The 22,932-nt window shown below is 62.6% G+C and carries 20 protein-coding genes and 3 pseudogenes; 11 read left to right on the top strand and 12 right to left on the bottom strand.

What is annotated here, in order from left to right; translation table 11 throughout:
• Nucleotides 1-25: 25 nt before the first annotated feature.
• Both WJU18_RS27665 and rodA read right to left on the bottom strand, forming a co-directional pair.
• Complete coding sequence (locus WJU18_RS27665; protein ID WP_423457284.1) at nucleotides 26-361, bottom strand: YegP family protein; 336 nt, start codon at nucleotides 359-361, stop codon at nucleotides 26-28.
• A gap of 173 nt (nucleotides 362-534) precedes the next feature.
• A pseudogene (gene rodA, locus WJU18_RS27670) lies at nucleotides 535-1,685 on the bottom strand (rod shape-determining protein RodA).
• A gap of 39 nt (nucleotides 1,686-1,724) precedes the next feature.
• Here rodA and WJU18_RS27675 point away from each other — a divergent pair.
• Nucleotides 1,725-2,315 carry a YqiA/YcfP family alpha/beta fold hydrolase gene (locus WJU18_RS27675; protein WP_423457285.1) on the top strand — a complete coding sequence of 197 codons (591 nt, stop codon included), beginning with the start codon at nucleotides 1,725-1,727 and terminating at the stop codon, nucleotides 2,313-2,315.
• A 9-nt stretch (nucleotides 2,316-2,324) separates the two neighbouring features.
• On the opposite strand, the gene WJU18_RS27680 is transcribed toward WJU18_RS27675, so the two are convergent.
• The 4 genes from WJU18_RS27680 to WJU18_RS27695 are packed head-to-tail and all read right to left on the bottom strand — an operon-like array spanning nucleotide 2,325 to nucleotide 5,002.
• Entirely contained in the window at nucleotides 2,325-3,224 is a 900-nt protein-coding gene (locus WJU18_RS27680) for a patatin-like phospholipase family protein (protein WP_423457286.1), read from the bottom strand.
• A complete protein-coding gene (locus WJU18_RS27685) occupies nucleotides 3,217-4,125 on the bottom strand; it encodes a patatin-like phospholipase family protein (protein ID WP_423457287.1) in 909 nt (302 codons plus the stop codon). Before WJU18_RS27685 ends, WJU18_RS27680 begins: the two co-directional genes overlap by 8 nt.
• Nucleotides 4,122-4,619: a type III secretion system chaperone gene (locus WJU18_RS27690; protein ID WP_423457288.1), complete on the bottom strand. Its 498-nt coding sequence runs from the start codon at nucleotides 4,617-4,619 to the stop codon at nucleotides 4,122-4,124. The genes WJU18_RS27685 and WJU18_RS27690 overlap by 4 nt, the downstream gene beginning before the upstream one ends.
• Nucleotides 4,616-5,002 (bottom strand): hypothetical protein, encoded by a 387-nt coding sequence (locus WJU18_RS27695; RefSeq protein WP_423457290.1) that lies wholly within the window; start codon nucleotides 5,000-5,002, stop codon nucleotides 4,616-4,618. Before WJU18_RS27695 ends, WJU18_RS27690 begins: the two co-directional genes overlap by 4 nt.
• Before the next feature lie 188 nt (nucleotides 5,003-5,190).
• Here WJU18_RS27695 and WJU18_RS27700 point away from each other — a divergent pair, with 188 nt between their 5' ends.
• From WJU18_RS27700 to ruvC, 10 genes and pseudogenes are all read left to right on the top strand, one after another.
• Entirely contained in the window at nucleotides 5,191-7,263 is a 2,073-nt protein-coding gene (locus tag WJU18_RS27700; protein WP_423457292.1) for a ribonuclease catalytic domain-containing protein, read from the top strand.
• Nucleotides 7,263-8,123 (top strand): annotated as a pseudogene (locus tag WJU18_RS27705) (energy transducer TonB); the annotation flags it as partial. The gene WJU18_RS27700 and the pseudogene WJU18_RS27705, both read left to right, overlap by 1 nt.
• Nucleotides 8,124-8,275: 152 nt before the next feature.
• The gene (gene mtgA / locus WJU18_RS27710; RefSeq protein ID WP_423457294.1) at nucleotides 8,276-9,001 is read left to right on the top strand and encodes a monofunctional biosynthetic peptidoglycan transglycosylase; all 726 of its coding nucleotides are present in this window, start codon (nucleotides 8,276-8,278) and stop codon (nucleotides 8,999-9,001) included.
• A gap of 429 nt (nucleotides 9,002-9,430) precedes the next feature.
• The gene (locus WJU18_RS27715; RefSeq protein ID WP_423457296.1) at nucleotides 9,431-10,264 is read left to right on the top strand and encodes an enoyl-CoA hydratase-related protein; all 834 of its coding nucleotides are present in this window, start codon (nucleotides 9,431-9,433) and stop codon (nucleotides 10,262-10,264) included.
• Nucleotides 10,261-11,862 (top strand): class I adenylate-forming enzyme family protein, encoded by a 1,602-nt coding sequence (locus WJU18_RS27720; RefSeq protein ID WP_423457297.1) that lies wholly within the window; start codon nucleotides 10,261-10,263, stop codon nucleotides 11,860-11,862. Before WJU18_RS27715 ends, WJU18_RS27720 begins: the two co-directional genes overlap by 4 nt.
• Nucleotides 11,863-11,927: 65 nt before the next feature.
• Nucleotides 11,928-12,917: pseudogene (locus WJU18_RS27725) on the top strand (CaiB/BaiF CoA transferase family protein); the annotation flags it as partial.
• 133 nt (nucleotides 12,918-13,050) lie between these two features.
• Nucleotides 13,051-13,911, top strand: a complete 861-nt coding sequence (locus WJU18_RS27730) for a Bug family tripartite tricarboxylate transporter substrate binding protein (protein WP_423457299.1) — start codon at nucleotides 13,051-13,053, stop codon at nucleotides 13,909-13,911.
• A 137-nt stretch (nucleotides 13,912-14,048) separates the two neighbouring features.
• Nucleotides 14,049-14,723 carry an enoyl-CoA hydratase/isomerase family protein gene (locus tag WJU18_RS27735; RefSeq protein WP_423457301.1) on the top strand — a complete coding sequence of 225 codons (675 nt, stop codon included), beginning with the start codon at nucleotides 14,049-14,051 and terminating at the stop codon, nucleotides 14,721-14,723.
• A gap of 81 nt (nucleotides 14,724-14,804) precedes the next feature.
• The gene (locus WJU18_RS27740; protein WP_423457302.1) at nucleotides 14,805-15,557 is read left to right on the top strand and encodes a FadR/GntR family transcriptional regulator; all 753 of its coding nucleotides are present in this window, start codon (nucleotides 14,805-14,807) and stop codon (nucleotides 15,555-15,557) included.
• Nucleotides 15,558-15,562: 5 nt separating this feature from the next.
• Nucleotides 15,563-16,102 (top strand): crossover junction endodeoxyribonuclease RuvC, encoded by a 540-nt coding sequence (gene ruvC, locus WJU18_RS27745; RefSeq protein ID WP_423457303.1) that lies wholly within the window; start codon nucleotides 15,563-15,565, stop codon nucleotides 16,100-16,102.
• A gap of 11 nt (nucleotides 16,103-16,113) precedes the next feature.
• Here ruvC and WJU18_RS27750 read toward each other — a convergent pair whose 3' ends face one another.
• From WJU18_RS27750 to urtA, 6 genes are all read right to left on the bottom strand, one after another.
• A complete protein-coding gene (locus WJU18_RS27750; RefSeq protein WP_423457304.1) occupies nucleotides 16,114-16,947 on the bottom strand; it encodes an urease accessory protein UreD in 834 nt (277 codons plus the stop codon).
• Nucleotides 16,944-17,636 (bottom strand): urea ABC transporter ATP-binding subunit UrtE, encoded by a 693-nt coding sequence (gene urtE, locus WJU18_RS27755; protein ID WP_423457306.1) that lies wholly within the window; start codon nucleotides 17,634-17,636, stop codon nucleotides 16,944-16,946. Before urtE ends, WJU18_RS27750 begins: the two co-directional genes overlap by 4 nt.
• A gap of 25 nt (nucleotides 17,637-17,661) precedes the next feature.
• Nucleotides 17,662-18,540, bottom strand: coding sequence for an urea ABC transporter ATP-binding protein UrtD (gene urtD, locus WJU18_RS27760; RefSeq protein ID WP_423457307.1), 879 nt, complete (start codon nucleotides 18,538-18,540; stop codon nucleotides 17,662-17,664).
• Nucleotides 18,537-19,697 carry an urea ABC transporter permease subunit UrtC gene (urtC, locus tag WJU18_RS27765; protein WP_423457309.1) on the bottom strand — a complete coding sequence of 387 codons (1,161 nt, stop codon included), beginning with the start codon at nucleotides 19,695-19,697 and terminating at the stop codon, nucleotides 18,537-18,539. Before urtC ends, urtD begins: the two co-directional genes overlap by 4 nt.
• 3 nt (nucleotides 19,698-19,700) lie before the next feature.
• Nucleotides 19,701-21,302, bottom strand: coding sequence for an urea ABC transporter permease subunit UrtB (gene urtB / locus WJU18_RS27770; protein ID WP_423457311.1), 1,602 nt, complete (start codon nucleotides 21,300-21,302; stop codon nucleotides 19,701-19,703).
• A 114-nt stretch (nucleotides 21,303-21,416) separates the two neighbouring features.
• The gene (gene urtA, locus WJU18_RS27775; protein WP_423457312.1) at nucleotides 21,417-22,697 is read right to left on the bottom strand and encodes an urea ABC transporter substrate-binding protein; all 1,281 of its coding nucleotides are present in this window, start codon (nucleotides 22,695-22,697) and stop codon (nucleotides 21,417-21,419) included.
• Between the last annotated feature and the right edge of the window lie 235 nt (nucleotides 22,698-22,932).

The following is a 22,932-nucleotide window of genomic DNA, read 5'->3' on the forward strand; positions in this document are numbered from 1 at the left end:
GGTTGGATGGCGTTGAAGCGCAATGTCAGGCCGTCTGGTCGTCCACTGCGGCACCGGGCGCGTGGGTCACGCAAGAGGCGATGCCTGCATCACGGGTGGCTTCACTGGAATACATCTGGCTTTGCCCGATGACCTGGTGGTTGGCGGCCTTGAGGGTGAAATAAGGAGAGCCGTCCTTGCCCGTCAGTTTCTCGTAGCTGGCGGCGTTGCCGCCATTTTTCTTCACGGATTCGATGCCATTGACCGCGCTGGCCTTGGTCTCGTACATCTCGCTGCTCAGGATAATTTGCCCATTGCTGGCGTGAAGATTGAAAAAGAATTTATCGTTCTTCGATTTCTTGAGTTCGAACTTTCCTGCCATGAAAACTCCTTCCAAGATGTTTGCAAAATCACGACTGGTGGCGCATTTTTGCACCTTGCCGCCCCCGCTTTATACGCGGTTCTGCGCAATCGTGCGGTAACGCACACTGGCGTGGCGCCATGACCGCAGGTTTTCGGGCGCAACGGGCCCGCGAAGAGATCGTAAACACGTTCTCAGGTCTGAGCCGAACGCCTGGCTTTGGCAACCGACATCAAAAGGCCCAGCCCCAGCCCCAAGGTCACCATGGCGGTACCGCCGTAGCTGATGAAGGGCAGCGGCACACCCACCACCGGCAGGATACCGCTCACCATGCCCATGTTGACAAAAGCATAGGTGAAGAAGATGCTGGTGATGCCGGCAGCCAGGAGGCGGGAAAACAAGGTCGACGCCTCTGCCGCGATGACCATGCCGCGGGTTATCAGGAAGATGAAGCCCGCAATCAGCGCGAGGTTGCCGGCCAGTCCGAACTCCTCGGAGAAGGCGGCGAAGATGAAGTCCGTGGTGCGCTCGGGAATGAACTCCAGGTGGGTCTGGGTGCCTTGCATGAAGCCCTTGCCATAGACCCCCCTGAGCCGATGGCGATCATGCCCTGCAGGATGTGAAACCCCTTGCCCAGGGGATCACGCGCCGGATCCAGCAAGGTGCAGATCCTTTGTTGCTGGTAATCATGCAGCACCGGCCAACGCACGCCGTCGGCGCAGATTTGCGGTTCATAGGCGACGATCAGCACGATGGCGAGGGCCCCGGCCAGCACCGGCGGAATCACCAGCTTCCACGACAGGCCGGCAAAAAAATCACCGCGAGGCCCGCGGACATCACCAGCAACGCCGTACCAAGATCGGGCTGCTTCATGATCAGCCCGACCGGCACGGCCAGCAGGATGAAAGCGACCACAAAGTCCATCCGCCGCTTGTGCCCTTCGCGCTGCTGAAACCACCAGGCGAGCATGAGCGGCGTGGCGATTTTCAGCAACTCGCTCGGCTGGATCACCACACCCACGTTGATCCAGCGCTGCGCGCCCTTCTTGGTGATGCCGAACAATGCCACGGCCACCAGCAGCGTCACGCCCAGCACATACAGCGGCGGCGCCAAGGACATCAAACGTTGAGGAGGAATCTGCGCGACGACGAACAAGATGCCGGCGGCCAGCATCATGTTGCGGCCATGATCGACAAAGCGCGTGCCGTGGTCGTAGCCGGATGAATACATGGCCATCAGCCCCGCACCCGCCAACAAGGAGACTGCCAGCAACAGCAGCCAATCAAAGCCGCGCAGCAGGGGCAGCAGGCGCTGCCACAGGGGGTCGCTCGAACACAATGGACATGCTTGATTATCCCCCCGGACACGCCTCTAAGATGCTGGCATGAGCACCACTCACCTTCTGTATCTGCACGGTTTCCGTTCCTCGCCCCAATCCGCCAAGGCGCGGCAGATGGCAGCCCGAGTCGCCAGAGATTACCCCGCCGTTCATTGGTGGTGCCCGCAGTTGCCGCCCTCCCCGGCCGAGGCCGCCGCGCTTATTGCCCAGGGCACGGCCGATTGGGATTCAAGGCGCATGGCCGTGGTGGGCTCGTCGTTGGGCGGTTTTTATGCGACCTGGCTGGCCGAACAGCGGGGATGCCGCGCAGTCGTGCTCAATCCGGCCGTGGACCCGGCGCGGGATCTGGCGGGCTACATCGGCGAGCAGAGTGCCTGGCATAACCCAGCCGAACACTTTTTCTTCCAGCCGCAATATATCGGTGAATTGCGCGCCCTGGAGGTGGGGCTGCTGTCACATCCCGAGCACTTCTTCGCCCTCATGGCCAAGGGCGATGAGGTCCTGGATTGGCGCGAAATGACGGCCCGCTACCCCGGCACCCGCCTCAAGCTGCTGGAGGGCGGTGATCACGCCCTCAGCGACTTCGAGGTGCACATGCAGGAGGTGCTGGATTTTCTTGACCTGGAAACGATGTAAGCGAAGTCTTCAGACCAGCATCGATATCGGTGCCGGCCGCCAGCCCGGAAGCGATAGTTCATACAGCTGCCGCTGCAACCGGTAAGCAAGGTCGGCTTCGCGCTTCGGGTAATCCAGCGGGCTGGGCGCCCCGCCTTCCCGCAGAGCCTCTTTTTCCGTTCTGGTGAGCATGGCAAAACACTCACCGACACTGCGGCACTCCACGGCACAAGCCTGGCCTTGGCGCTGCTCGATTTGCTCCAGCGTCTTGAGCGTGGACATTAGCTTGGCCTTTTCCACCTGTTCTTTCGAGGCCCCGAGATCAAGGGTTTCGATGTCCCCGTGGAACACCACGAAGGCATTGGGACCGGCAGCCGCCACCTTGGCCTTGTCATCCATGGACGATCGCCCGTAGCTAGGGTTGCCGGTGATCAGGGACATGATCCAGTCACGCAGGCCGTTGCGCTCGCGGGGCGGCTGGTGCATCGCGGCGTAGGCGCCGCCGTTGTCGTCGAACGTCATGACGGCCGTTCGAGACCGCGCTTCCGCCAGAGCGTTTCCGCTCAAGCCGCCCGTGATCACTTCGGTGGGCATGTTGCTGCCTACGCCACCGTCGACGAAGGTGCGCGCGCCTTGGCCGTCGCCAGGATCGTAGGTGACGGACTTGAATATGACCGGCAGGCTCATCGAGATACGCCCGGCCACCGCGATCGGCATGTCTGGCGCGTTCACCACGCTGAAATAGTCCATGCGCTTGCGGGTATCGTCCCAGGCAGTCAGCACCAGCGCTTTGAATCTGGCGGGATCGAGGCCCTGTAGAAGCGCCAGATCAGCGAACGTGATCATCTGGCCGGTACGATCGGTCTCGAAATCCTGCTGGCGCAGGGTATCCAGGCGCGCCAGAGCTCCCGGGCCGTTCGTTTCACCCAATTCCCGGAGCTTTTTCCGAAAGCCCCGGGAATTCCAGTTTTTCAAGATAGGAAGACACGCTGCCCGCCGAGATCTGGTCGAGCAATTCCAGTGCCCGGCCCGTATGAAAACCGACCCGCCAGTCCACGTTGACGCCGGGATAGCGCGCCTCGAAGTTCTGCGGCTTGTCCTTGAGTTCGGCCATGTCAAGCTGATCCGCCACTCGTGCAATTTCCTCGGGCCTCTGCCCGCTGGCCATGCTCAGTGCCACAAGCGCGCCCACCGAGGTACCCACCACCGTCTTCAACTCCTTGAGAAAACCAGCGTTTTCCAGCTCCATGAGCGCCGGCGCGGTTCCGATTCCCTTGGCCCCACCACCTCGCAATACCAGGTTCTCAATGCGCGGCGCCGGCCGGATCAGTTGGATGCTTTGCTGCTGACTGACGACAATCTGCGGCCGCAAGTCAAACACGGGCACATCAGCCATACGGGTGCGCAGGGCATTCGATTCCAGCTCCATGAGTGCGAGCTGGGCTCGCTCGTGGGCCCGGGAAAGGGCTTGGCGCAGCACGGGCTCGCCGATCTTACCGTCGCCACGCAAAATGGCGGCATCCATGACCTGGTTCAGCGACCCCTCAAGAATCTGCTGCATCAACTCCGCGCCCTGCTTGAGAAGGCGATCTTGATGCCGCGGCGGCACGCTCATTCCCAACTTCTGGCTCTGCTCCTGAAAAAAATTCTTGAAGTTTTCCCGGGCGTTGATGAGGCTCTCCACGCTCTTGACAGGCGTGCTGAAAATCTCCTTGAGCCTATGCCAGACACTTTGGCCGGCTGATGCCTCCTGCGCGGAGGATTGCCACATGGCGCTGCTGGCGCGTATGCGGCGGACATCGATCGCGGTGATGCTTGCAAGTGCGGTCATAGAGTGCTCGGTGAAGTGAAATCCATCCGGGGAACGGGTGCGGCATGGCCGGCAGCCCTTGGCGCCTCCTCGGCGCTCTCGAAACTAAGCGTACGTATCAATGCCCGCACGCGGCGGCCCTGATCGGCGAGCCAGATCAGCCATTCAGTGAAAGCGGGCCCATCCAGCTGCGCCAGCGCCTGACGGCCATGCAGCAGGATGAAATCCCTGCTGTCGATACCAATGGATAGCGGCCGCCCGGACTGTATGGCCTGGTTCAGCAGCAGAAGGGCCTTGATGACCGTGCGGCGAGGCGCGCCGGTCAGCAGGGCCGCGTTGCAGCACCAGATGTCCGCGGCCACCTCATCTCCATTGGGATGGAGCGAGACCGTGATGGCCAGATCGTCTTCGAAGACCAGCTCGAAAGAGGCCTGCGCCGAATCCGCCACCGAACAGCCCACGTTCTGTGCCAAGCGCTGGAATGCAGCGCTGCCGGTGCAAGCCGTGCCAGTCATGGCCGTCCCCCGGCAAGCAATGAAATGGCGAGCGAGCGCTCCAGCGTGCGGCAGAGCGCAGCTTCGGTGCCCTCGATATCGCCTGGGTGGCCCAAGGTGAAAGTGATGCAATCCCAGCCATGTTCATCGACGCCGCCACAAAGGCCGTCGGCCCAGCGGGTTTCGGCGCCCAAGCGCAGCAGGGCGGTGAGTGCGGCCTCTTCTTCGGCCTTGGTGCGATGCGCGGGGCGCCGCGCCAGAACAGCCTTCACCCCGGGCTGGCCCACCATCCACAGCAGCCTCAGTTCACACCGCTCATCCAGAGGAATGTGCAGCCACTGATCCGGCTCCAGTGGCGAGCCTCCCTCGGCAAGGGCCAGGGCGATGGCAGAAAGAGAGTTCATGGAAAAGCATCATTTCAGCTTACTCTCTATCCACATAGAAGGATTTCTACTTATTAAATTAATACCTAAGTAACCATAAAATGCCGCTCGCCTTCAAACCTTCAACGCCTGCACTCGGCGAGACACCACTCCAGCAAAAAAATCGGCAATCCTGGGGGCGGGCCCCGCGGTGCGAGACAATGCAGGCTATGTTCGCATTGTTTGATGAAGCCGGGAAATTCCTGGCGGGAAGAATCCTGTCTGAAACCGATAGCTCAGCGCAAGTGGAATTGGATTCGGGCAAACGCCTGAAGGTCAAATCCGCCAACCAGTTGCTGCGGTTTGAAAAGCCCTCGCCCGCTGCGCTGCTGGGGGAAGCGGCGTCACTGGCGGCAGAGATCGAATTGCCGTTGGCCTGGGAATTCGCGCCCGAGGTCGAATTCGGTTTCGCCGAACTGGCCGCCGACTACTTCGGCGACTCCCCCAGCGTGCCGCAGCAGGCAGGCATGCTGATGGCACTGCAGGAAGCGCCGCATTACTTCCGCCGGGCCGGCAAAGGCCGTTTCCGCAAGGCCCCCGCCGATATCGTGGCGCAGGCCCTGGCTGCCATTGAAAAGAAAAAGCAGATCGCCGCGCAGATCGCCACCTGGGCGGAGGAACTGGCCAAAGGCCAATGCCCGGCGCCTATCCGGGAGCAGCTTTACAAGATCCTGTTCAAACCCGACAAGAACGCCCCCGAATACAAGGCCGTGGTGGAAGCCAGCCGCGCCAGCCAGACAGCGCCTCTGGCCCTTCTGCAGAAGGCGGGCGCCATCGAATCGGCCTACCAGTTCCATTGGCAGCGTTTTCTGTTCGAGAACTTCCCCAAAGGCACGGGGTTCGGCACCCTGGAGGCACCCGCCATTGCCGAAGAGCTACCGCTGTCCCCGGCGCAGGCCTATTCCATCGACGATTCGCAGACCACCGAGATCGACGATGCGCTGTCCCTGCAGGGGCTGGGCACCGGCACCGTGACGCTGGGCATCCACATCGCGGCGCCGGGCCTGGCGATTCAGCCCGGCGATGCACTGGATCAGGTGAGCCGGACACGGCTTTCAACCGTGTACATGCCCGGCTACAAGATCACCATGCTGCCCGACGACGTGGTCCAGACCTACACCCTGAGCGAAGGGCGTGCGGTGCCAGCGGTGTCGCTCTATGTCACGCTCGATGAGGCCACGCTCGACATCAAGGACAGCGAAACCCGGCTTGAACGCGTGCCGATCGCCGCCAACCTCCGGCACGATCAACTGGACCAGCTCATCACGGCCGAATGGCTGGAGCATGGGGGTGCGGGGAGCGCGGAAGAAACCTCGCTGCCCGTGAAGCGCGAAGAGCTGTCCTTCCTGTATACCCTGGCCCGGCATCTGAAAGCCAAGCGCGAGCAGGTGCGCGGCAAACCCGAGACCTTCAACCGGCCTGACTACACCTTCCGGCTAGCCGGCAATGATGGCGAGATCCCCACGGGCGAGGAAACGGTGCAGATCACCACCCGCCAGCGCGGCGCCCCGCTGGATCTGATGGTGGCCGAGCTGATGATTCTGGCCAACAGCACCTGGGGCCAATGGCTGGCCAGCCTGGGGGTGCCCGCCATCTACCGCAGCCAGGCCAGCCTGGCGCCGGGCATCAAGGTGCGCATGGGCGCCAAGGCGCTGCCGCACGCGGGCATCGGCGTGCCCAGCTATGCCTGGAGCACCTCTCCCTTGCGCCGCTACGTGGACCTGGTGAACCAATGGCAGATCATCGCCGCCGCGCGCCATGGGCGCACCGCTGCCCTGGCCGCGCCGTTCAAGCCCAAGGACGCGCAGCTCTTTGCCATCATCAGCGCTTTCGACGGGGCCTACAGTGCCTATAACGCCCACCAGTCGAGCATGGAACGCTTCTGGACCTTGCACTACCTGCGCCAGGAGGACATCACCGAGCTGACCGCCAGCCTGCTACGGGAACAAGCCGGCGGCATCTGGCTGGCGCGTGCCGATGAGCTGCCTCTGGTGTTTACCGTGATGGGCGCTCAGGGCCTGCCGCGCGGTACGCGGGTGCGCGTGAAGCTGGGCGCCATTGACGACATCGCTCTCGACGTGGGCGGTACGGTGCTTGAGGTGCTCGTGGGCGCGGACGTCCCGGCGGACCCGGCTGGCAGCGAATCCGAGGACGATGAAGACGCCGCCGCCGGACCGATCTCCATCGCCGTCGATGTCAACGAAGCGGACACCACATCCAACGCCGATAATCCCGCTCCGTAATGGGCCGTTTCCACTTCCTCAAGTCGTTTTCCGTTCTCCAATGGACCTTGGGGATCTCGCTCGCGGTGCACGCCGTGCTCCTGACGGTGCGCTTTGTCGACCCCGAAGGGTTCAAGCGGGTGTTCGAGGAATCGCCCCTCGAGGTGGTGCTGGTCAACTCCAAATCGGATGAAAAACCCGAGAAGGCTCAGGCCTTGGCCCAAGCCAGCCTGGCAGGCGGTGGTGAATCCACCGCCAAGCGCATGGCCAGCACCCCGCTGCCGCCCAGCGTGGTCGAGGTGCAGGGTGACAACGCCGTCGACCAGAACCAGCGCCGCATCGACGCCATGCTGCAGCAGCAGGAACAGTTACTCACGCAGATACGTGATCAGTTGGCGGCCCTGCCCCCGCCGGATCCGGAACACAAGAGCGACACCCCCGAAACCCAGGCGCAGGAAGACAAGCGCCGGCAACTGGCCAAGCTGCTCGCGGTCATCGAGCGGCGGGTGGAAGAGGAAAACTCGCGGCCCAAGAAACGCTACCTCAGCCCGGCCACGCTGGGCACCACCTACGCGCTGTACTACGACGATCTGCGCCGCAAGATCGAAGTACGCGGGACGCGGAATTTCCCGGAGGCCGGAGGCAGAAAGCTTTATGGCGAACTGATGATGGCGCTGCTCATCAACCATGACGGCCGGATTCTCGATGCGCGGGTGGTCCAGGGCTCCGGCAACCGCGTGCTCGACCGCATGGCCGAAGCCATCGCGCAGGCAGCGGCGCCGTTTGGCAACTTCACCACCGCCATGCGCAAGGATACGGACCAGATCGACATCACTGCGCGCTTCAAGTTCACCCGCGAAATGACGTTGGAAACCTCACTTCTGGACGAGAATAGAGCCCCCCTGAGGCGCTGGCGCGCCTTCCCCCAAGGGGGACGCCTCCGGCGGCCGGGCCAAGCCCGCTCCGCGGTGGCCCTGGTATGGCCTGCTCCGCGGCCGCTTGAGTTTCATATTGAGTCGACTAGGGATTGAAATTGCGCATCGTTGGTCGTTGGCTGCTGCTCGTGGTGCTGGCGCTGCTTGCGCTGGAGGTGTTCTTTATCGGCCGGATTGCGCTGATGGTGGTGCTGGCCCCTCAGTCCACCACTTTTCAGCGCTCGGAAGCCTGGCGCCTTGCCAACAGCGGCTCATTGCGCTGGGGCCAGCGCTGGCTGCCTTATGACGACATCTCGGACAGCCTGAAGCGCGCCGTGATCGCCTCGGAGGACGATGACTTCATCAACCACGATGGCGTGGAATGGGAAGCCATCGAACAGGCCTGGGCACGCAACACCAAGGCCGAAGAAACCGCCGCCAAGCGGGCCGAGAAGAACCTGCCGGCACGGCCCGTGAAAATTCGCGGCGGCTCGACCATCACCCAGCAATTGGCCAAGAACCTGCTGCTCTCGGGTGAGCGCACACTGTTGCGCAAAGGCCAGGAGCTTGTGCTGACCTACACGCTGGAACAATTGCTGAGCAAGCAGCGCATTCTGGAAATCTACCTCAACAACGTGGAATGGGGCGAAGGCGTGTTCGGCGCCGAAGCTGCCGCGCAGCACTACTTCAAGAAAAGTGCTTCGCGGCTCAGCGCTTATGAGGCGGCTCGCCTGGCGGTCATGCTGCCGCGCCCTCGCTATTTCGAGAAAGTCCCGCGCTCGAGCTATCTGGATCACCGCGCCCGGGTGATCGTCGGCCGCATGCGCGCCGCCGAGTTGCCGTAATCCACTTCAGCGAGGTCACCAGACCTCACCGACCGCCTGAAGACGGTCCTGCTGGGCAAGGTGCACCGCTCGTTTAACTCTATCCAGGTCAAAGCGGCTTTGACCGCGAGCTGGCGATGGGCTGCGAAGTCCGCTCCCGCATAAACGCGATCAAGGCGTCGGCCTATTTTTTCATGGTAGAGCCAAAAAATCAGCGAATACAACCTCCTTGAGGAAGGGTGCGGCTGATCTCCACCGCCTCAATCCCTCCACCTTCCACGACCCCCTAGCAGAGGGGAATTCGAGAAGAAATCCTGGCCATCCCTCGCCTGCCATCCCAAAAATCAGAGGCGTAACCGCAATGTATAGTTGACGCACAAAATTCTTGGTACTACCATATAGAAAATTTACTACTAAATCTTGGTCTTACCAAAAATGGAACTCAAGGTAATGGATTTCAACGTTGACGCGGACGGTATCGCCACCGTGCGCTTCAACCGTCCGGGCCGCGGCAACTCCTGGACCGCCCGCATGAACCAGGAATACCGCTGGATCATGGCCACGCTCGACGATGACCCCGCCGCGCGGGTGATCGTGCTGCGTGGCGCGGGTAAGCAGTTCTGCGTGGGCGCGGATTTCAAGGCTCTGGATTTCTATGCCGAGGAAGAGCGCGATTACATGGCTACCGTGGACACGACAGCTGCCGCCCAACCAGGCTATGGCGTGCGTCCCGAATTCGAGCATGATCTCGTCTGGGCCTGGGGGCTGCGCAAGCCGGTCATCGCGGCCATCAATGGCCCCTGTGCCGGCATCGCAGTGGCCATTGCCGCCTACTGCGATCTGCGCTATGCCGTGGCCGGTGCCAAGATCACCACGGTGGCCGCGCGCCTGGGCCTGCCCGCCGAGTACGGCCTGGGCTGGGTACTGCCTCGCTTGATGGGCGTGACGCATGCGGCCGACGTGCTCCTCACCGGCCGCATCTTCACCGCCGAAGAAGCGTTGAAGATGAACTTCGTCAACGGCGTTTTCTCAGAGGAAGAATTCGACGAACGCATCACCGAGATTGCCCGCAACGTGGCGCGCACGGTTTCGCCGCAAGCCGCACTCGTCACCAAGCGCCAGCTCTATGCCGAGTTGATGGAATCTGATGTGGGCGCCTGCATCGAAGACAGCAAGCATCGCATCGGCAAAGCCATGCATCAGCGCGATTTCAAGGAAGGCGTGGCGGCCATGGCCGAGCGCCGCCAGCCGCGCTTCCAAGGTATTGGAAAGGGTGACGAGTGAACACGAGCACTGCCCTCCCCGCCGTGCGCTGGGGAACCCAGGTTGAAACCGGGACCGTCAACAGCCACCCTTGCCGCATGTATGCCGAGCGCCCGCGCGCCATGGGCGAGCTTCTGCTTGACGCCGGGCGCTGGACCGAACGCGAGTTCATGGTGCAGGGCGACCGCCGGGTCACTGGCCGCCAGCATGCGGTAAGCGTGGCTCGCGTGGCGGCACATCTGCGCCGCCTTGGCCTGCAAAGCGGTGATCCGGTGCTGTTGCTGGGCTTCAACCAGATCGAATGGCTCACCAGCTTCTGGGCGCTGCAATGCTGTGGCGCCATGGTCGCGCTGGGCAACGCCTGGTGGAGCGAGCAGGAACTCGATGATGCGGCCGCCTTGGTCAAGCCCCGCTTCGTGTTGATGGCCAGCCAGATCCAGCCGCCTCAGTATGAAGGTGCCACCTACCTGTCGTTCGACGACATACGGAGCATTGCCGAAAGCGGAATAGATGAACCGCTCGTGCTCGACGCGGTGGATGAAGAAGCGCCAGCCGTGGTGATCTTCAGCTCGGGCACGACCGGCAAGGCCAAGGGGTTGGTCATGTCGCATCGCGGCGTGATCGCCAACATCCAGAACCTGATGGTCATGACGGGCCGCCTGCCAAGCGAGCTGGCGCCTTCGCACCCTGGCACCGTGAGCCTGGTGACCATGCCCCTGTTCCACCTGGGGGGCTTTCAGATCTCCATCATGACATTGCTCTCCGGCGGCAAGGTGGTTTTCCTGAAGCGCAAGTTCGAGTCCCTGGAAGTGCTGGAGCTGATGCAGCAGGAACGCGTGCGGGCCTGGGGCAGTGTGCCCACCATGGTGGCCCGCGTGGTGCAGCACGAGCGTTTCGCCGAATTCGACACCAGCAGTGTCTCCAGCGTGCAAATGGGCGGCGCGCCCATCCCGCATGAGCTGCGCGAACAAGTGGGCAAGGCGTTTCCGGCCTCGCGCAAACGCGTAGGTGCCATGTATGGTTTGACAGAGGTCGGGGGCGTGCTCGCCACCGGCTCGGGCGATGACGTGCAGGGGCGCCCCGGCTGCGTGGGCCGGCCGCTCAGCACGGTGGAGATCCGCCTGGCCAATGCCGACGCCAGCGGTACCGGCGAGATCATGGCGCGCACCCCCACGGCCACCTGCGGCTATCTGGGTGACCCGACGCGGCTGGACGACGCCGACGGGTGGATCGCCTCTGGCGATCTGGGCCGCTTCGATGACGAAGGCCGGCTCTACATCACAGGCCGGGCCAAGGACATGATCATCCGCGGCGGCGAGAACGTCGCCAGTGTGCACGTGGAGCGCTGCCTGCGCACCCACCCTGCAGTAGCCGAGGTGGCGGTGGTCGGCCTGCCTCATTCCGACCTGGGCGAAGAAGTGGCAGCGGCCGTGGTAATTCGCCCTGGCTCGAGCGTCACGGCAGACGAACTCAAAGCCCACGCCGCCAGCCAGCTTGCGCGCTTCGAGGTGCCCTCACGCTGGTGGCTTCGCCAGGAACCGCTGCCCACCAACCCCACCGGCAAGGTGCTCAAGCGCGAAGTGACCGCCGCATGGCCCGCTGAAGAGGTGCTCGCATGAACCACCCCCTGACCTCGATGTTGCCCGGTGTGCTCGATGGCGTACGGGTGCTCGATCTCACGCAGATGGTGGCCGGCCCCCTGTGCACCTTGCTGCTGGGCGACATGGGCGCCGATGTGATCAAGGTCGAGCCGCCCACCGGTGACACCGCCCGCCATATCGGCCGCAACCGCGATTGCGGGGAGAGCGACTACTTCCTCAGCATGAACCGCAACAAGCGCAGCATCGTGCTGGATCTGAAGCAGCCGCGAGATCTGGAAGTGCTGCGTGCCCTGGCGGCCCGCGCCGACGTGCTGGTGGAAAATTTCCGCCCCGGCACCATGGAGAAACTGGGCATTGGCTACGAAGCGCTCAAGGCCGACAACCCACGCCTGATCTTTTGCTCGCTCTCGGGCTTTGGTAGCGAAGGTCCTTACCGCGACCGTCCGGCACTGGATCCGGTGATCCAGGCCATGTCGGGACTGATGCAGCTTACCGGCACACGGGACAGCGGACCGCTCAAGCTCGGCGTGTTGCTGTCGGACTTCGTACCGCCGCTGTTTGGGACGATTGCCGTTCTGGGTGCACTGCGCGCGCGCGATGCGAGCGGCGAAGGCCAGCGCATCGAAATCTCGATGCTGGATGCCACGGTGTTCTCCATGGTGCCGCGCGAGCAGTATTTCTTCTCTACCGGCAAAACGCCCGAGCGCTCAGGCAATGCCCACTACCAGATGGCGCCGTGGAACACCTACGCCACTGCGGACGGCAGGCATCTGATGGTCGTGGCGCACACCGAGAAGTATTGGCGCCACCTGGCCGAGGCGATTCATCGCCCTGATCTGCTCACCGATGCGCGCTTCACCGACAACGCCTTGCGCATGAAAAACCGCGAAGCGCTGGATGCCGCGCTAGCCGAAGCCTTCGCCACCGACGCGCTCGCCTCCTGGACCCAGCGCCTGACTGACGCAAATGTGCTGTTCTCGCCCGTTCGCGATTTCGAAGCCGTTTTCTCAGATCCCGCTGTACGCGAGCACATGGTGCAGACCGTGGATCACCCGACCGCCGGTGAACTGCCCCTGTTACGGGCACCCATTCGGCTGGGCGCCACGCCCACCACGATCCGCAGCGCCCCTCCCTGCTGGGCCAGCACACGCAGGAAATTCTGGCCGAACTGGAAGCCGACAAGATCCCCACGAAAGAGACATCAAGATGAACAAAAGAAATCAGTTGATCGCATGCCTTGCCGCATGCTTTTTGGGCGCCACGAGTGTGCCCGCCTCGGCCCAAACGTGGCCATCATCGCAGGCCGTCAAGATAGTAGTGCCCTTCAGCGCCGGCACCGGGCTGGATGTGGTGGCACGCGGCTTCGCGGAGGAATTCGGGAAGCAGACCAAGGGCACCTTCACCGTAGAAAACAAGGATGGTGCGGGAGGCACCATTGGCGCCATGTCCGTGCTCCGCGCAGCGCCAGACGGCCACACCATGCTGTTCACCGCTCATGAACCTTTCGCGGCCGCACCTTACATGCAGGCGGCTGCGCAATACGACCCTGCAAACGATTTCGAGCCGATTGCCAAGATTGCCGTCATTCCCATGGTGCTGATCACCGGAAGTAACTCGGGCTTGCACAGCTTCTCCGACATGGTGACCAAGGCGAAAGCGAGCCCCGGAAAAATGAGCTATGCATCATCAGGCATCGGTGCACCCAGCCATCTGAACGTGGAAGTGTTCAAACGCGAACTGGGCCTGGATATCGTCCCCATCCCCTACAAGAACACGGGCCAGGCGATGACCGACCTGATCGGCGGCCAGTTCGCGCTGTACATGCCTTCGTTCCCCGCAGCCTTGCCCATGCTTCGCAGCGGCCAGGTGCGGGCCTTGGCCATCGGCTCGGCGCAACGTTCGACCGTTCTGCCAGATATTCCGACGTTGTCGGAAGTACTCAGGAAGCCTGGCCTGGAAGCTGCAGTCTGGTATGGGTTCTTCGCGCCCAAGGGCACTCCCCCGCCATCCTTGACCGGATGCAGGCCGAGATCACCAAGGCGGCTCCCAAGCTGGAAGACCGGTTGAACAAGCTTGGCGCTCAGCCGGTCATGGTTCAGCGGGCGGAATTCCGGCAACAGGTGCGCAAGGATGCGGAAGCCTCCAAGAGTCTGCTGCGCGCGCTGAACATCAAACCTGAATAGCCTAGAGAACCCGGTACATCCATGATGAACCCGCAAGGCAGCGTCGACTATCTCGCCCGCGATGGGCGCGCTTATGTCACCCTGAACCGCCCCGAGAAGCGCAATGCCATGAGCCAGCATATGTGGGAGCAGTTGATGCATGCCTACGACCGCGCTGAAGACGACGACGATGTGCGCGTGGTGGTGCTGAGCGGCGCGGGAGACGACTTCTGCGCCGGTCACGACCTCGCGGAGGTAGGCAACCAGTACGGCAACGGCGGTACGGACGAAAACGGCCACAAACGCCGGCCCAGCCAACGCGCGCGCCGGCAATACGACAAGACCTATAGCAAGGCGCGCGAGCTGCTCCTGCTGGCCGAGGTCTGGAGTGCCCAGGAAGCGCGGGAAAACGGCCTGGTGAACAAGGTCGTGCCGCTGGGCGAACTCCATGAACGCGGCGAAGAGTGGGCCGAGCGCATCGTGCGCTTGCCGCGTGACGGCATCGCACTGGGCAAGGCCGCCACCAACATGGCCATGCAAACCTTGGGCGTGACCAGCCAGTTCGCCTACGGCCCCGTCTTGCATACCCTGGCGACCAACATGCGCTGGGAACCGGGCGAATTCAATTTCATGAAGGAGCGCAGTGTCAGCGGGGTGCGTGCCTCGACTCACCAACGCGAGGCGTTCTATCAAACGCCTCGAAAGCAGGACAGCTGATGGAAGACTGGCAAAATCAGTCTACCTTGTAGGTCCATCAACGCTTGGCCCTATCTTTCGATCCTTCCAGCCGCTCGCTCCATGCCCAGCAACACCTCCCCTATCTTCAAGCCGCTACGCAAGCGCACTTTCGAAGAGGTGTCCGCCCAGATCCGCGAGCAGATCGCCGCGGGCGGTCTGCGCGAGGGAGACAAGCTGCCTCCTGAACGGCAGTTGGCCGAAACCCTGGGCGTCAGCCGCAACACGGTGAGAGAAGCTCTGCGCTCACTGGAGCACGCAGGACTCCTCGAACTCAAGCCTGGCTCGGGCGGAGGTGCCTACATCTCAAACGGCGGCGTCAACGCGATCAAAGTTGCTTTCGACGACATGATGAATCTGGGCACCTTGAGTTCACAGGACCTGATGGAGGCGCGCATCACCCTGGGCCGCGAAGTGGCACGCATGGCCTGCCTGCGCTATACAGATGCCGACATGGCGGCCATGGAAGCCAATTTCGAGCAGATGTGTGCCGCAGCGAAAGCCGGAAACTTCAAGGTGCGGGTGCAGTACAGCGTCGATTTTCACCGCTTGCTGGCCCGGGCTGCTGGCAACCCTGTGCTGGCCATCATGACCAGTGTCCTTGTGGACATCACCATGAACTTCGTGCGCGTGCTCGGCGAGATGCCCAACGAGTTCGTGATCGATTCGCGCCAACGCATGCTGAGGTATCTGCGGGCGCGCGATGTAGAGAACACGGTGCAGGAATATACGGACTACATGCAGAAGACCCTGCGCAATTACATGCGGGATACGCAGTTGGACTCGACCGAATTACGGCCGGCCCGAAAGAACTGAGACCTATGAGGATCCTCGGCATTGATCCCGGCTTGCGCACCACGGGCTTCGGCGTCCTCGATGTCGACGGCCCCGCGCTGCGCTATGTGGCCAGCGGTGTGATCCAGACTTCGAGCGCTGACACGGGTAATCTGCCCGCCCGTCTCAAATTGCTGTACGACGGGATTTGTGAGCTGCGCTCGCGCTATCAACCCGAAGTGGCGGCAGTGGAGATCGTGTTCGTCAACGTGAACCCGCAAGCCACGCTGCTGCTGGGGCAAGCGCGCGGCGCCTGCGTGACGGCGCTGGTGGCGTGCGATCTGCCGGTGGCGGAGTACACCGCCCTGCAGATGAAGCAGGCCGTGGCAGGCCATGGCCGGGCCGCCAAGGAGCAGGTGCAGGCCATGGTGCAACGGCTTTTGAATCTGCCCTCTGCGCCGCGCCAGGATGCCGCCGATGCCTTGGGCCTGGCGATTACCCATGCGCACGCCGGCCGTACGATCGAGCGCCTGCAGGCAGCCGGCCTGGCACGCAGTACCAGCAGCATGTATAGACGCGCGCGCTGATGTATTGAGCGCTACATAGACCAGATTCTGGGCGAATGGCCTTCCAGACCCCATGCCTGGACGCGCCAGTGGGCCCAGATGGTTTTCCAGAACTGCATCAGGGGCTCGACGACTGGCCCCAGCCCGCGCAACACCAGCATATGTTCGTTCGGCGCAGTCACGCCCGCGATCACGTCTTCCGAGGCGGATTGCAGCAGTGCATGGGTGCTTTCCAGCAGCGTTTCCCGAAGGCCGCGCGACAAGGGCGTGCCGCTGGCCAGGATGAGGCTGGACATGCAGCGCCGCCCGGCCAGGCCCAATGGGCCGTCAAGCAACGAACGATCCTGCGCGTTCATCACGCCGCGCTCCAGGAAATACCCGGGCCACTCGATATGCTGCGTCAGCACGCCCGCCTCGAAGTGCTGGCTCGCCATGGGCAAACCCAGGGCGGTCACATCCCAGGCCAATAGCTGCGCACCTTCGGCCAGAGTAAATTCGAGATGATTGACGGCGTCGCAGGCGTTGTAGGCGATGGCTTCCAGAGGCAACCATTCCAACCGTGCGCCGGCTTCGAGCTTCAGACGCGTGCGCTGCACCGCTTGATGGCCATTGCTTCTATAAAAGCGCGTGGCGCCGGGTGTGGTGACCAGCGCGTGCGCGCCCTCTTCCACCTGCACCGTGATGTCGAGCACATCGCCGCCGACCAAGCCCCCCGGCGGATGCACCAGCACGTTGTGGCAAACACTCGGCCCCTCGGGGTACAGGCTCTTGAGCACACGCAGCGGACCCTCGTGCACGAAGTGCAGCGCGGTTTTTTCCTGGTTCAACCGATAGTTCAGCGCCAGCCGAGCATGCCATAAGCTCAAATCGCCACCAATTTCTGAATGCCTTTTTCCTTCATCTCGCAGCCAGGCCCGGCTGCGATTACCTCACCGCGCTCCATGACCACGTAGTGATCCGCCAGTTCCTCGGCGAAGTCGTAGTACTGCTCGCACAAGAGAATGGCCATGTCGCCCCGGTTGGCCAGCATGCGGATGACCCGTCCGATGTCCTTGATGATACTGGGCTGGATGCCCTCGGTGGGCTCGTCGAGGATGAGCATTTTGGGCCCCGGCGCCAGCGCGCGGGCAATGGCCAGTTGCTGCTGCTGCCCGCCCGACAGATCGCCGCCTCGGCGGTGCAGCATTTGCTTGAGCACCGGAAACAGTTCATACAGCTCGGCCGGAATTCTGGTGCGGGCGGAGCAATAGGCCAGCCCCATGCGCAGGTTGTCTTCCACCGACAGGCGCGAGAAGATCTCCCGCCCTTGAGGCACATAGCCTATGCCACGGCGGGCACGCTCGTAGGGGGTTTTGCGCGCGACATCGGCGCCTTGCCATTCAATAGTGCCGCTCTTGATGGGCACCAGTCCCATCAGGCTCTTGAGCAGTGTCGTCTTGCCCACGCCGTTGCGGCCCAGCAGCACCGTGATCTTGCCGATCTCCGCCCTGAGGCTGACGTCGCGAAGAATATGCGAACCGCCATAGTATTGGTGCAGATTGTTGACTTTGAGCATGTTCTCTCCTGGGTCTCCAAGGGGGTCAGCGCCCCAGGTAAACCTCAATCACTCTTTCGTCGGCCTGGACCTGGGCCAGCGTGCCTTCGGCCAGCACGCTGCCGTCGCACAGCACCGTGACTTTCTCGCTGATGGTGTTGACGAAGCTCATGTCGTGCTCCACCACCATGAGCGAGTGCTTGCCCTTGAGGCTCAGGAACAGCTCGGCCGTACGCTCGGTTTCCTCGTCGGTCATGCCGGCCACGGGTTCATCGAGCAGCAGAAGCTTCGGCTCCTGTACCAGAAGCATGCCGATTTCCAGCCATTGCTTCTGGCCATGGCTGAGCAAACCGGCCCTGCGCGTGACGCTGCCGGCCAGGTGAATGGTGTGCAGCACCTCGGCGATGCGGTCTTTCTGCGCGCCGCTCAGCTTGAACCGCAAGGACGCGGCCACCCCCTTTTGCGTCTGGAGCGCCAGCTCCAGGTTCTCGAAGACTGTCAGATCCTCGAACACCGTGGGCTTCTGGAATTTGCGCCCGATGCCCATGGAAGCGATCTCGGGCTCGCGGTAGCGCAGCAGGTCGATGGTGGAGCCGAAGAACACCGTACCGCTGTCCGGCCGCGTCTTGCCGGTGATGATGTCCATCATCGTGGTCTTGCCCGCGCCGTTGGGGCCGATGATGCAGCGCAACTCACCGGGCGCAATATCCAGGCTCAGGCCGTTGATGGCCTTGAAACCGTCAAAGCTCACATGAACGTCTTCAAGGTAGAGAATCCGGCCGTGAACCACATCCAGCTCACCGGCCTGCACCGGGCGGGCCATGCTGGCGCTGCGGTCGCCGGATTCGGTGGCACGCGCGCCCTCTTGCCGCTCCCGGTAGGCATTCAGGCGCTCCATGCCGGAGTGCATCAGATCGGGGGTCATGCGCGTGCTCCCTGTTTCAGGTCGGACAGGGCCATGGCACGGCGCTTCTCACGCCACTGCCGTATCTGCCCGGGCAAACGGATCAGGCCACCGGGCATGAACAAGGTCACCACGATGAACAAGGCGCCCAGCACATACAGCCAGTACTCCGGCGCCGCCACCGTGAGCCAGCTCTTTCCGCCATTCACGGCAAATGCGCCGGCGATAGGGCCAAGCAGGCTGGCGCGTCCGCCCACGGCGGTCCATACGGCCATTTCGATCGAGTTGCCCACGCTCATCTCGCTGGGATTGATGATGCCAACCTGCGGCACGTAGAGAGCGCCTGCCACGCCGCACATCATGGCTGAGATGATCCAGATCGAGAGCTTGTAGGGCAGCGGGTTGTAGCCGCAGAACATGGTGCGCGACTCGGCGTCGCGCACGGCCTGCAGCACGCGGCCATACTTGCTGCGGATCAGCCAGCGCGACAGCAGGTAGCACCCCAACAGCGCCAGGCCCGACAGCGCGAACAGCAAGACGTGCATGCGCTGCGTATTCAACGAAAAGCCGAGAATGCTTTTGAAGCCGGTGAAGCCGTTGTTGCCGCCAAACCCCGTTTCATTGCGGAAGAACAGCAGCATGGCCGCGTAAGTCAGCGCCTGGGTGATGATGGAAAAGTACACGCCCTTGATCCGCGAGCGGAAAGCAAAGTAGCCGAACACACCGCCGATCAAGCCCGGAACCAGCAGGATCAGCAGCAGCGTGGCCACGAAACTGTCCGAGAGCGCCCAGTGCCAGGGCAGCTCCTTCCAATCCAGGAAACCCATGAAGGCCGGCAGCCCGTCAGGGCCGGCCGCCTCGCGCATCAAATACATGCCCATCACGTAGCCGCCCAGGGCAAAGAACAGGCCATGGCCCAGGCTCAGGATGCCTGTATAGCCCCAGATCAGGTCGATGGCCAAGGCGCAGATCGCATAGCACATGAACTTGCCCAGCAAGCCCACCATATAGTCAGACACATGCCATGCACTGCCTTCGGGCGCCAACAGGTTCAGGGCCGGCACGGCGGCACAGATCACAATGAGCGCGCCGAGAAATGCCGTCCACCCTCTGACGCTGAGTAATGGTTCGGTCGAGGGCAATTGCAGCGTGGAAGGCTGGGATTTTTCAATGACCATGGCTTAGGTTTCCGCGCTACGGCCCTTCAAGGCGAAGATGCCTTGTGGACGCTTTTGAATGAAGATCACGATGAACAGCAGCACGGCAATCTTGGCGAGCACGGCACCTGTCCAGCCTTCGAGCAGCTTGCTGAGCACACCAAGCCCAAGGGCCGCGTAGACTGTGCCCGCGAGCTGGCCCACGCCACCCAGGACCACGACGAGGAAGCTGTCCACGATGTAGTTCTGCCCCAGGTCCGGACCTACGTTGCCGATCTGGCTCAGGGCGCAGCCAGCCAGGCCCGCAATGCCGGAGCCCAGCGCGAACGCATAGGTATCGGTGCGGGCCGTGTTCACGCCCACGCAGGAGGCCATGGCCCGGTTCTGCGTGACGCCGCGCACGAACAGGCCGAGCCGCGTCCGGGCGATCATGAAGGCCACGGCGCCGAGTACCGCGAACGCGAACACGATAATGGCAATGCGGTTCCAGGGCAGCGTCAGATTGGGCAGGAGTTCCAGTCCACCGCTCATCCAGGAGGGATTCTCCACGCCGACGTTCTGCGCGCCGAACAGGCTGCGCACCGTTTGCTGCAGCACCAGGCTGATCCCGAAGGTCGCCAGCAGCGTTTCGAGCGGACGGCCATAGAGAAAGCGGATCACACCCCGCTCGAGCACGGCACCCACCAGGGCCGACGCCATGAAGGCCACGGGCACGGCCAGCACCAGGTACCAGCCGAATACCGATTCCGGCAGGTAGCGCTGAAACAGGGCCTGCACCATATAGGTGGCATAGGCGCCGATCATGATCAGCTCGCCGTGCGCCATGTTGATCACGCCCATCAAGCCGTAGGTGATGGCCAGGCCCAGTGCGGCCAGCAGGAGCACCGAGCCCAGGCTGATGCCGCTGAAGATCTCGCCCAGGCGTTCGCCCCAGGTCAGTGATTCGACAATCGACGCCAGAGCGTCTCTGAGCGCTTTCTGCACGGCAGGATCAGATTCCTCGGCGAGGCGCTGGTTCAGCAGCAGCTGTGTTTCGGGGGTCTTCTGCTGCGCGAGCTGTTCGACGGCCCGCACCCGCTGAGCGGTATCTTCACTGCTGAGAAGGCTGGCGGCGCGGGCGCGGTTCAGCAGCGCCTTGACCTGCTCATCCTGCTCGCGGCCGAGCGCCTTTTCGATCAAGGGCAGGCGTGCCGCATCAGGTTCCGCGGCGATCCGCTCCGCTGCACTCCGTCGGGTGCTCACATCGCTGCTGCTCAAGGCCAGCGCGGCCTGCGCCGCCTCGATGACGCCGCGCAGGTAATTGTTGTTGACCACGTCCTCCGCCTCTGCCGGCAGCTTGACGGCCTGGCCGGTCACGGGATCGGTAGCGGCATCTCCGTTGACGATATAGGCCTTGCCCTCCGCAGTGCGCACGGCGTCATCGGCCAGCGCCTGCAGATAGGCGGAGAGTTTTCCGTCATTGCCCGGCTCCAAGACAGCCGAGTTGATGGCGGCCACGCGCGCATCACTGTCCTCGGCGGCAGCCATCGCAAAGGCTTGCTCAGGGGTCAAGGCGTGGCTGGAGAGGCTCGAAAGACTCAGCAGCAAGCCCAGGGCACTCGCGAGTGCAGCGCGCAGGATGGTCATGATTGGATAAGGTAAATCGATCAGGCGGGAATCCAAAGGCGGCAGTGAGGCGGCACTGGATTCCCGCCTTCGCGGGAATGACGGATGAGAGGATGTCCCCCTCAAGAAACTCCGTCAGGAGCTGCTCTTGCCGTCCGGCTCGTCCTTCTTCTTGTCGTTGCCTTCGATGAAGGGGCTCCAGGGTTGCGCCTTGACCGGGCCCTTGGTTTTCCAGACCACGTTGAACTGGCCGTCGGCCTTGATCTCGCCCACCATCACCGGCTTGTGCAGGTGATGGTTCTTTTCGTCCATCTTCACCGTGAAGCCGTCGGGCGCGGTGAAGGTCTGGCCGGACATGGCGGCGATCACCTTGTCGACGTCGGTGCTCTTGGCTTTTTCCACAGCCTGCTTCCACATGTGGATACCGACCCAGGTGGCCTCCATCGGATCATTGGTCAAAGGCTTGTCCTTGTGGCCCGCGATGTTCTTGGCCTTGGCGTAATCGCTCCACTGCTTGATGAAAGCCGTGTTCGTGGGATTCTTCACGCTCATGAAGTAGTTCCATGCAGCCAGGTGGCCGACCAGAGGCTTGGTGTCCACGCCGCGCAGCTCTTCCTCGCCCACACTGAACGCGACCACGGGCACATCCTTGGCTTTCAGGTTCGCGTTGCCGAGTTCCTTGTAGAAAGGCACGTTGGAGTCGCCGTTGATGGTGGAGATTACCGCCGTCTTGCCGCCCGTGGAAAACTTCTTGATATCGGCCACGATGGTCTGGTAATCGCTATGGCCGAAGGGCGTATAGGTTTCCATGATGTCCGATTCCTTCACGCCCTTGGACTTGAGGAAAGCGCGCAGAATCTTGTTGGTGGTGCGCGGATACACATAGTCCGTGCCCAGCAGCACGAAGCGCTTTGCGCCGCCGCCTTCCTTGCTCATCAGATACTCAACGGCGGGAATGGCTTGCTGGTTGGGCGCCGCGCCGGTATAGAAAACATTCTTGGACAGCTCTTCGCCCTCATACTGAACAGGGTAGAAAAGCAGGCCGTTGTTCTGCTCGAACACGGGCAGCACGGACTTGCGCGACACGCTGGTCCAGCAGCCGAAGACCACGGCCACTTTGTCCTGGGTCAACAGTTGCTTGGCCTTCTCGGCGAACAGCGGCCAGTTGGATGCGGGATCGACCACCACCGGCTCCAGCTTCTTGCCCAGAACGCCGCCCTTGGCATTGATCTCGTCGATAGCCATGAGCACCGTATCTTTCAGCACGGTCTCCGAGATGGCCATGGTGCCCGAGAGGCTGTGCAGCACGCCCACCTTGATGGTGTCGGCTGCCTGGGCGCTCACACCCGCGACCGACAGACCAGCGACGGCCGCTGCTGCGGCCAGGGTTTTCATGGCGATGCGACGCTTGAACATGGCTTTACCTTTCAGTGAAAAGAGAGTGATCGAGAGTTACTGATGACGACCGGGAATGCTTCCCAGCCTTGAAGGTCCCTTCATGCAATAGGTGTGCCAAGCCAGTTGCCCCCTGCGGCGCCGGTGCACCGGCACGGGTCTGCCCACCAGGACAAATCCCAAATTGGTGCGAGTTCGCACCATGAGCTGCCATGGCTTGGCCCAAACATGTGGCAAACCTCCCCATCTTGGTGAT

Origin of the sequence: Ottowia sp. VDI28, from assembly GCF_049532675.1 — a bacterium.
Taxonomy (GTDB): Bacteria; Pseudomonadota; Gammaproteobacteria; order Burkholderiales; family Burkholderiaceae_C; genus Ottowia.

Coding starts and splice junctions, on each gene's coding strand:
- WJU18_RS27685 (WP_423457287.1), bottom strand. CDS start 4,125: ATGACCGCACTTGCAAGCATCACCGCGATCGATGTCCGCCGCATACGC.
- WJU18_RS27700 (WP_423457292.1), top strand. CDS start 5,191: ATGTTCGCATTGTTTGATGAAGCCGGGAAATTCCTGGCGGGAAGAATC.
- urtB (WP_423457311.1), bottom strand. CDS start 21,302: ATGACCATCCTGCGCGCTGCACTCGCGAGTGCCCTGGGCTTGCTGCTG.
- WJU18_RS27675 (WP_423457285.1), top strand. CDS start 1,725: ATGAGCACCACTCACCTTCTGTATCTGCACGGTTTCCGTTCCTCGCCC.
- urtA (WP_423457312.1), bottom strand. CDS start 22,697: ATGTTCAAGCGTCGCATCGCCATGAAAACCCTGGCCGCAGCAGCGGCC.
- WJU18_RS27690 (WP_423457288.1), bottom strand. CDS start 4,619: ATGACTGGCACGGCTTGCACCGGCAGCGCTGCATTCCAGCGCTTGGCA.
- WJU18_RS27740 (WP_423457302.1), top strand. CDS start 14,805: ATGCCCAGCAACACCTCCCCTATCTTCAAGCCGCTACGCAAGCGCACT.
- urtC (WP_423457309.1), bottom strand. CDS start 19,697: ATGGTCATTGAAAAATCCCAGCCTTCCACGCTGCAATTGCCCTCGACC.
- WJU18_RS27730 (WP_423457299.1), top strand. CDS start 13,051: ATGAACAAAAGAAATCAGTTGATCGCATGCCTTGCCGCATGCTTTTTG.
- WJU18_RS27665 (WP_423457284.1), bottom strand. CDS start 361: ATGGCAGGAAAGTTCGAACTCAAGAAATCGAAGAACGATAAATTCTTT.
- WJU18_RS27715 (WP_423457296.1), top strand. CDS start 9,431: ATGGATTTCAACGTTGACGCGGACGGTATCGCCACCGTGCGCTTCAAC.
- WJU18_RS27695 (WP_423457290.1), bottom strand. CDS start 5,002: ATGAACTCTCTTTCTGCCATCGCCCTGGCCCTTGCCGAGGGAGGCTCG.
- ruvC (WP_423457303.1), top strand. CDS start 15,563: ATGAGGATCCTCGGCATTGATCCCGGCTTGCGCACCACGGGCTTCGGC.
- urtE (WP_423457306.1), bottom strand. CDS start 17,636: ATGCTCAAAGTCAACAATCTGCACCAATACTATGGCGGTTCGCATATT.
- WJU18_RS27735 (WP_423457301.1), top strand. CDS start 14,049: ATGATGAACCCGCAAGGCAGCGTCGACTATCTCGCCCGCGATGGGCGC.
- urtD (WP_423457307.1), bottom strand. CDS start 18,540: ATGACCCCCGATCTGATGCACTCCGGCATGGAGCGCCTGAATGCCTAC.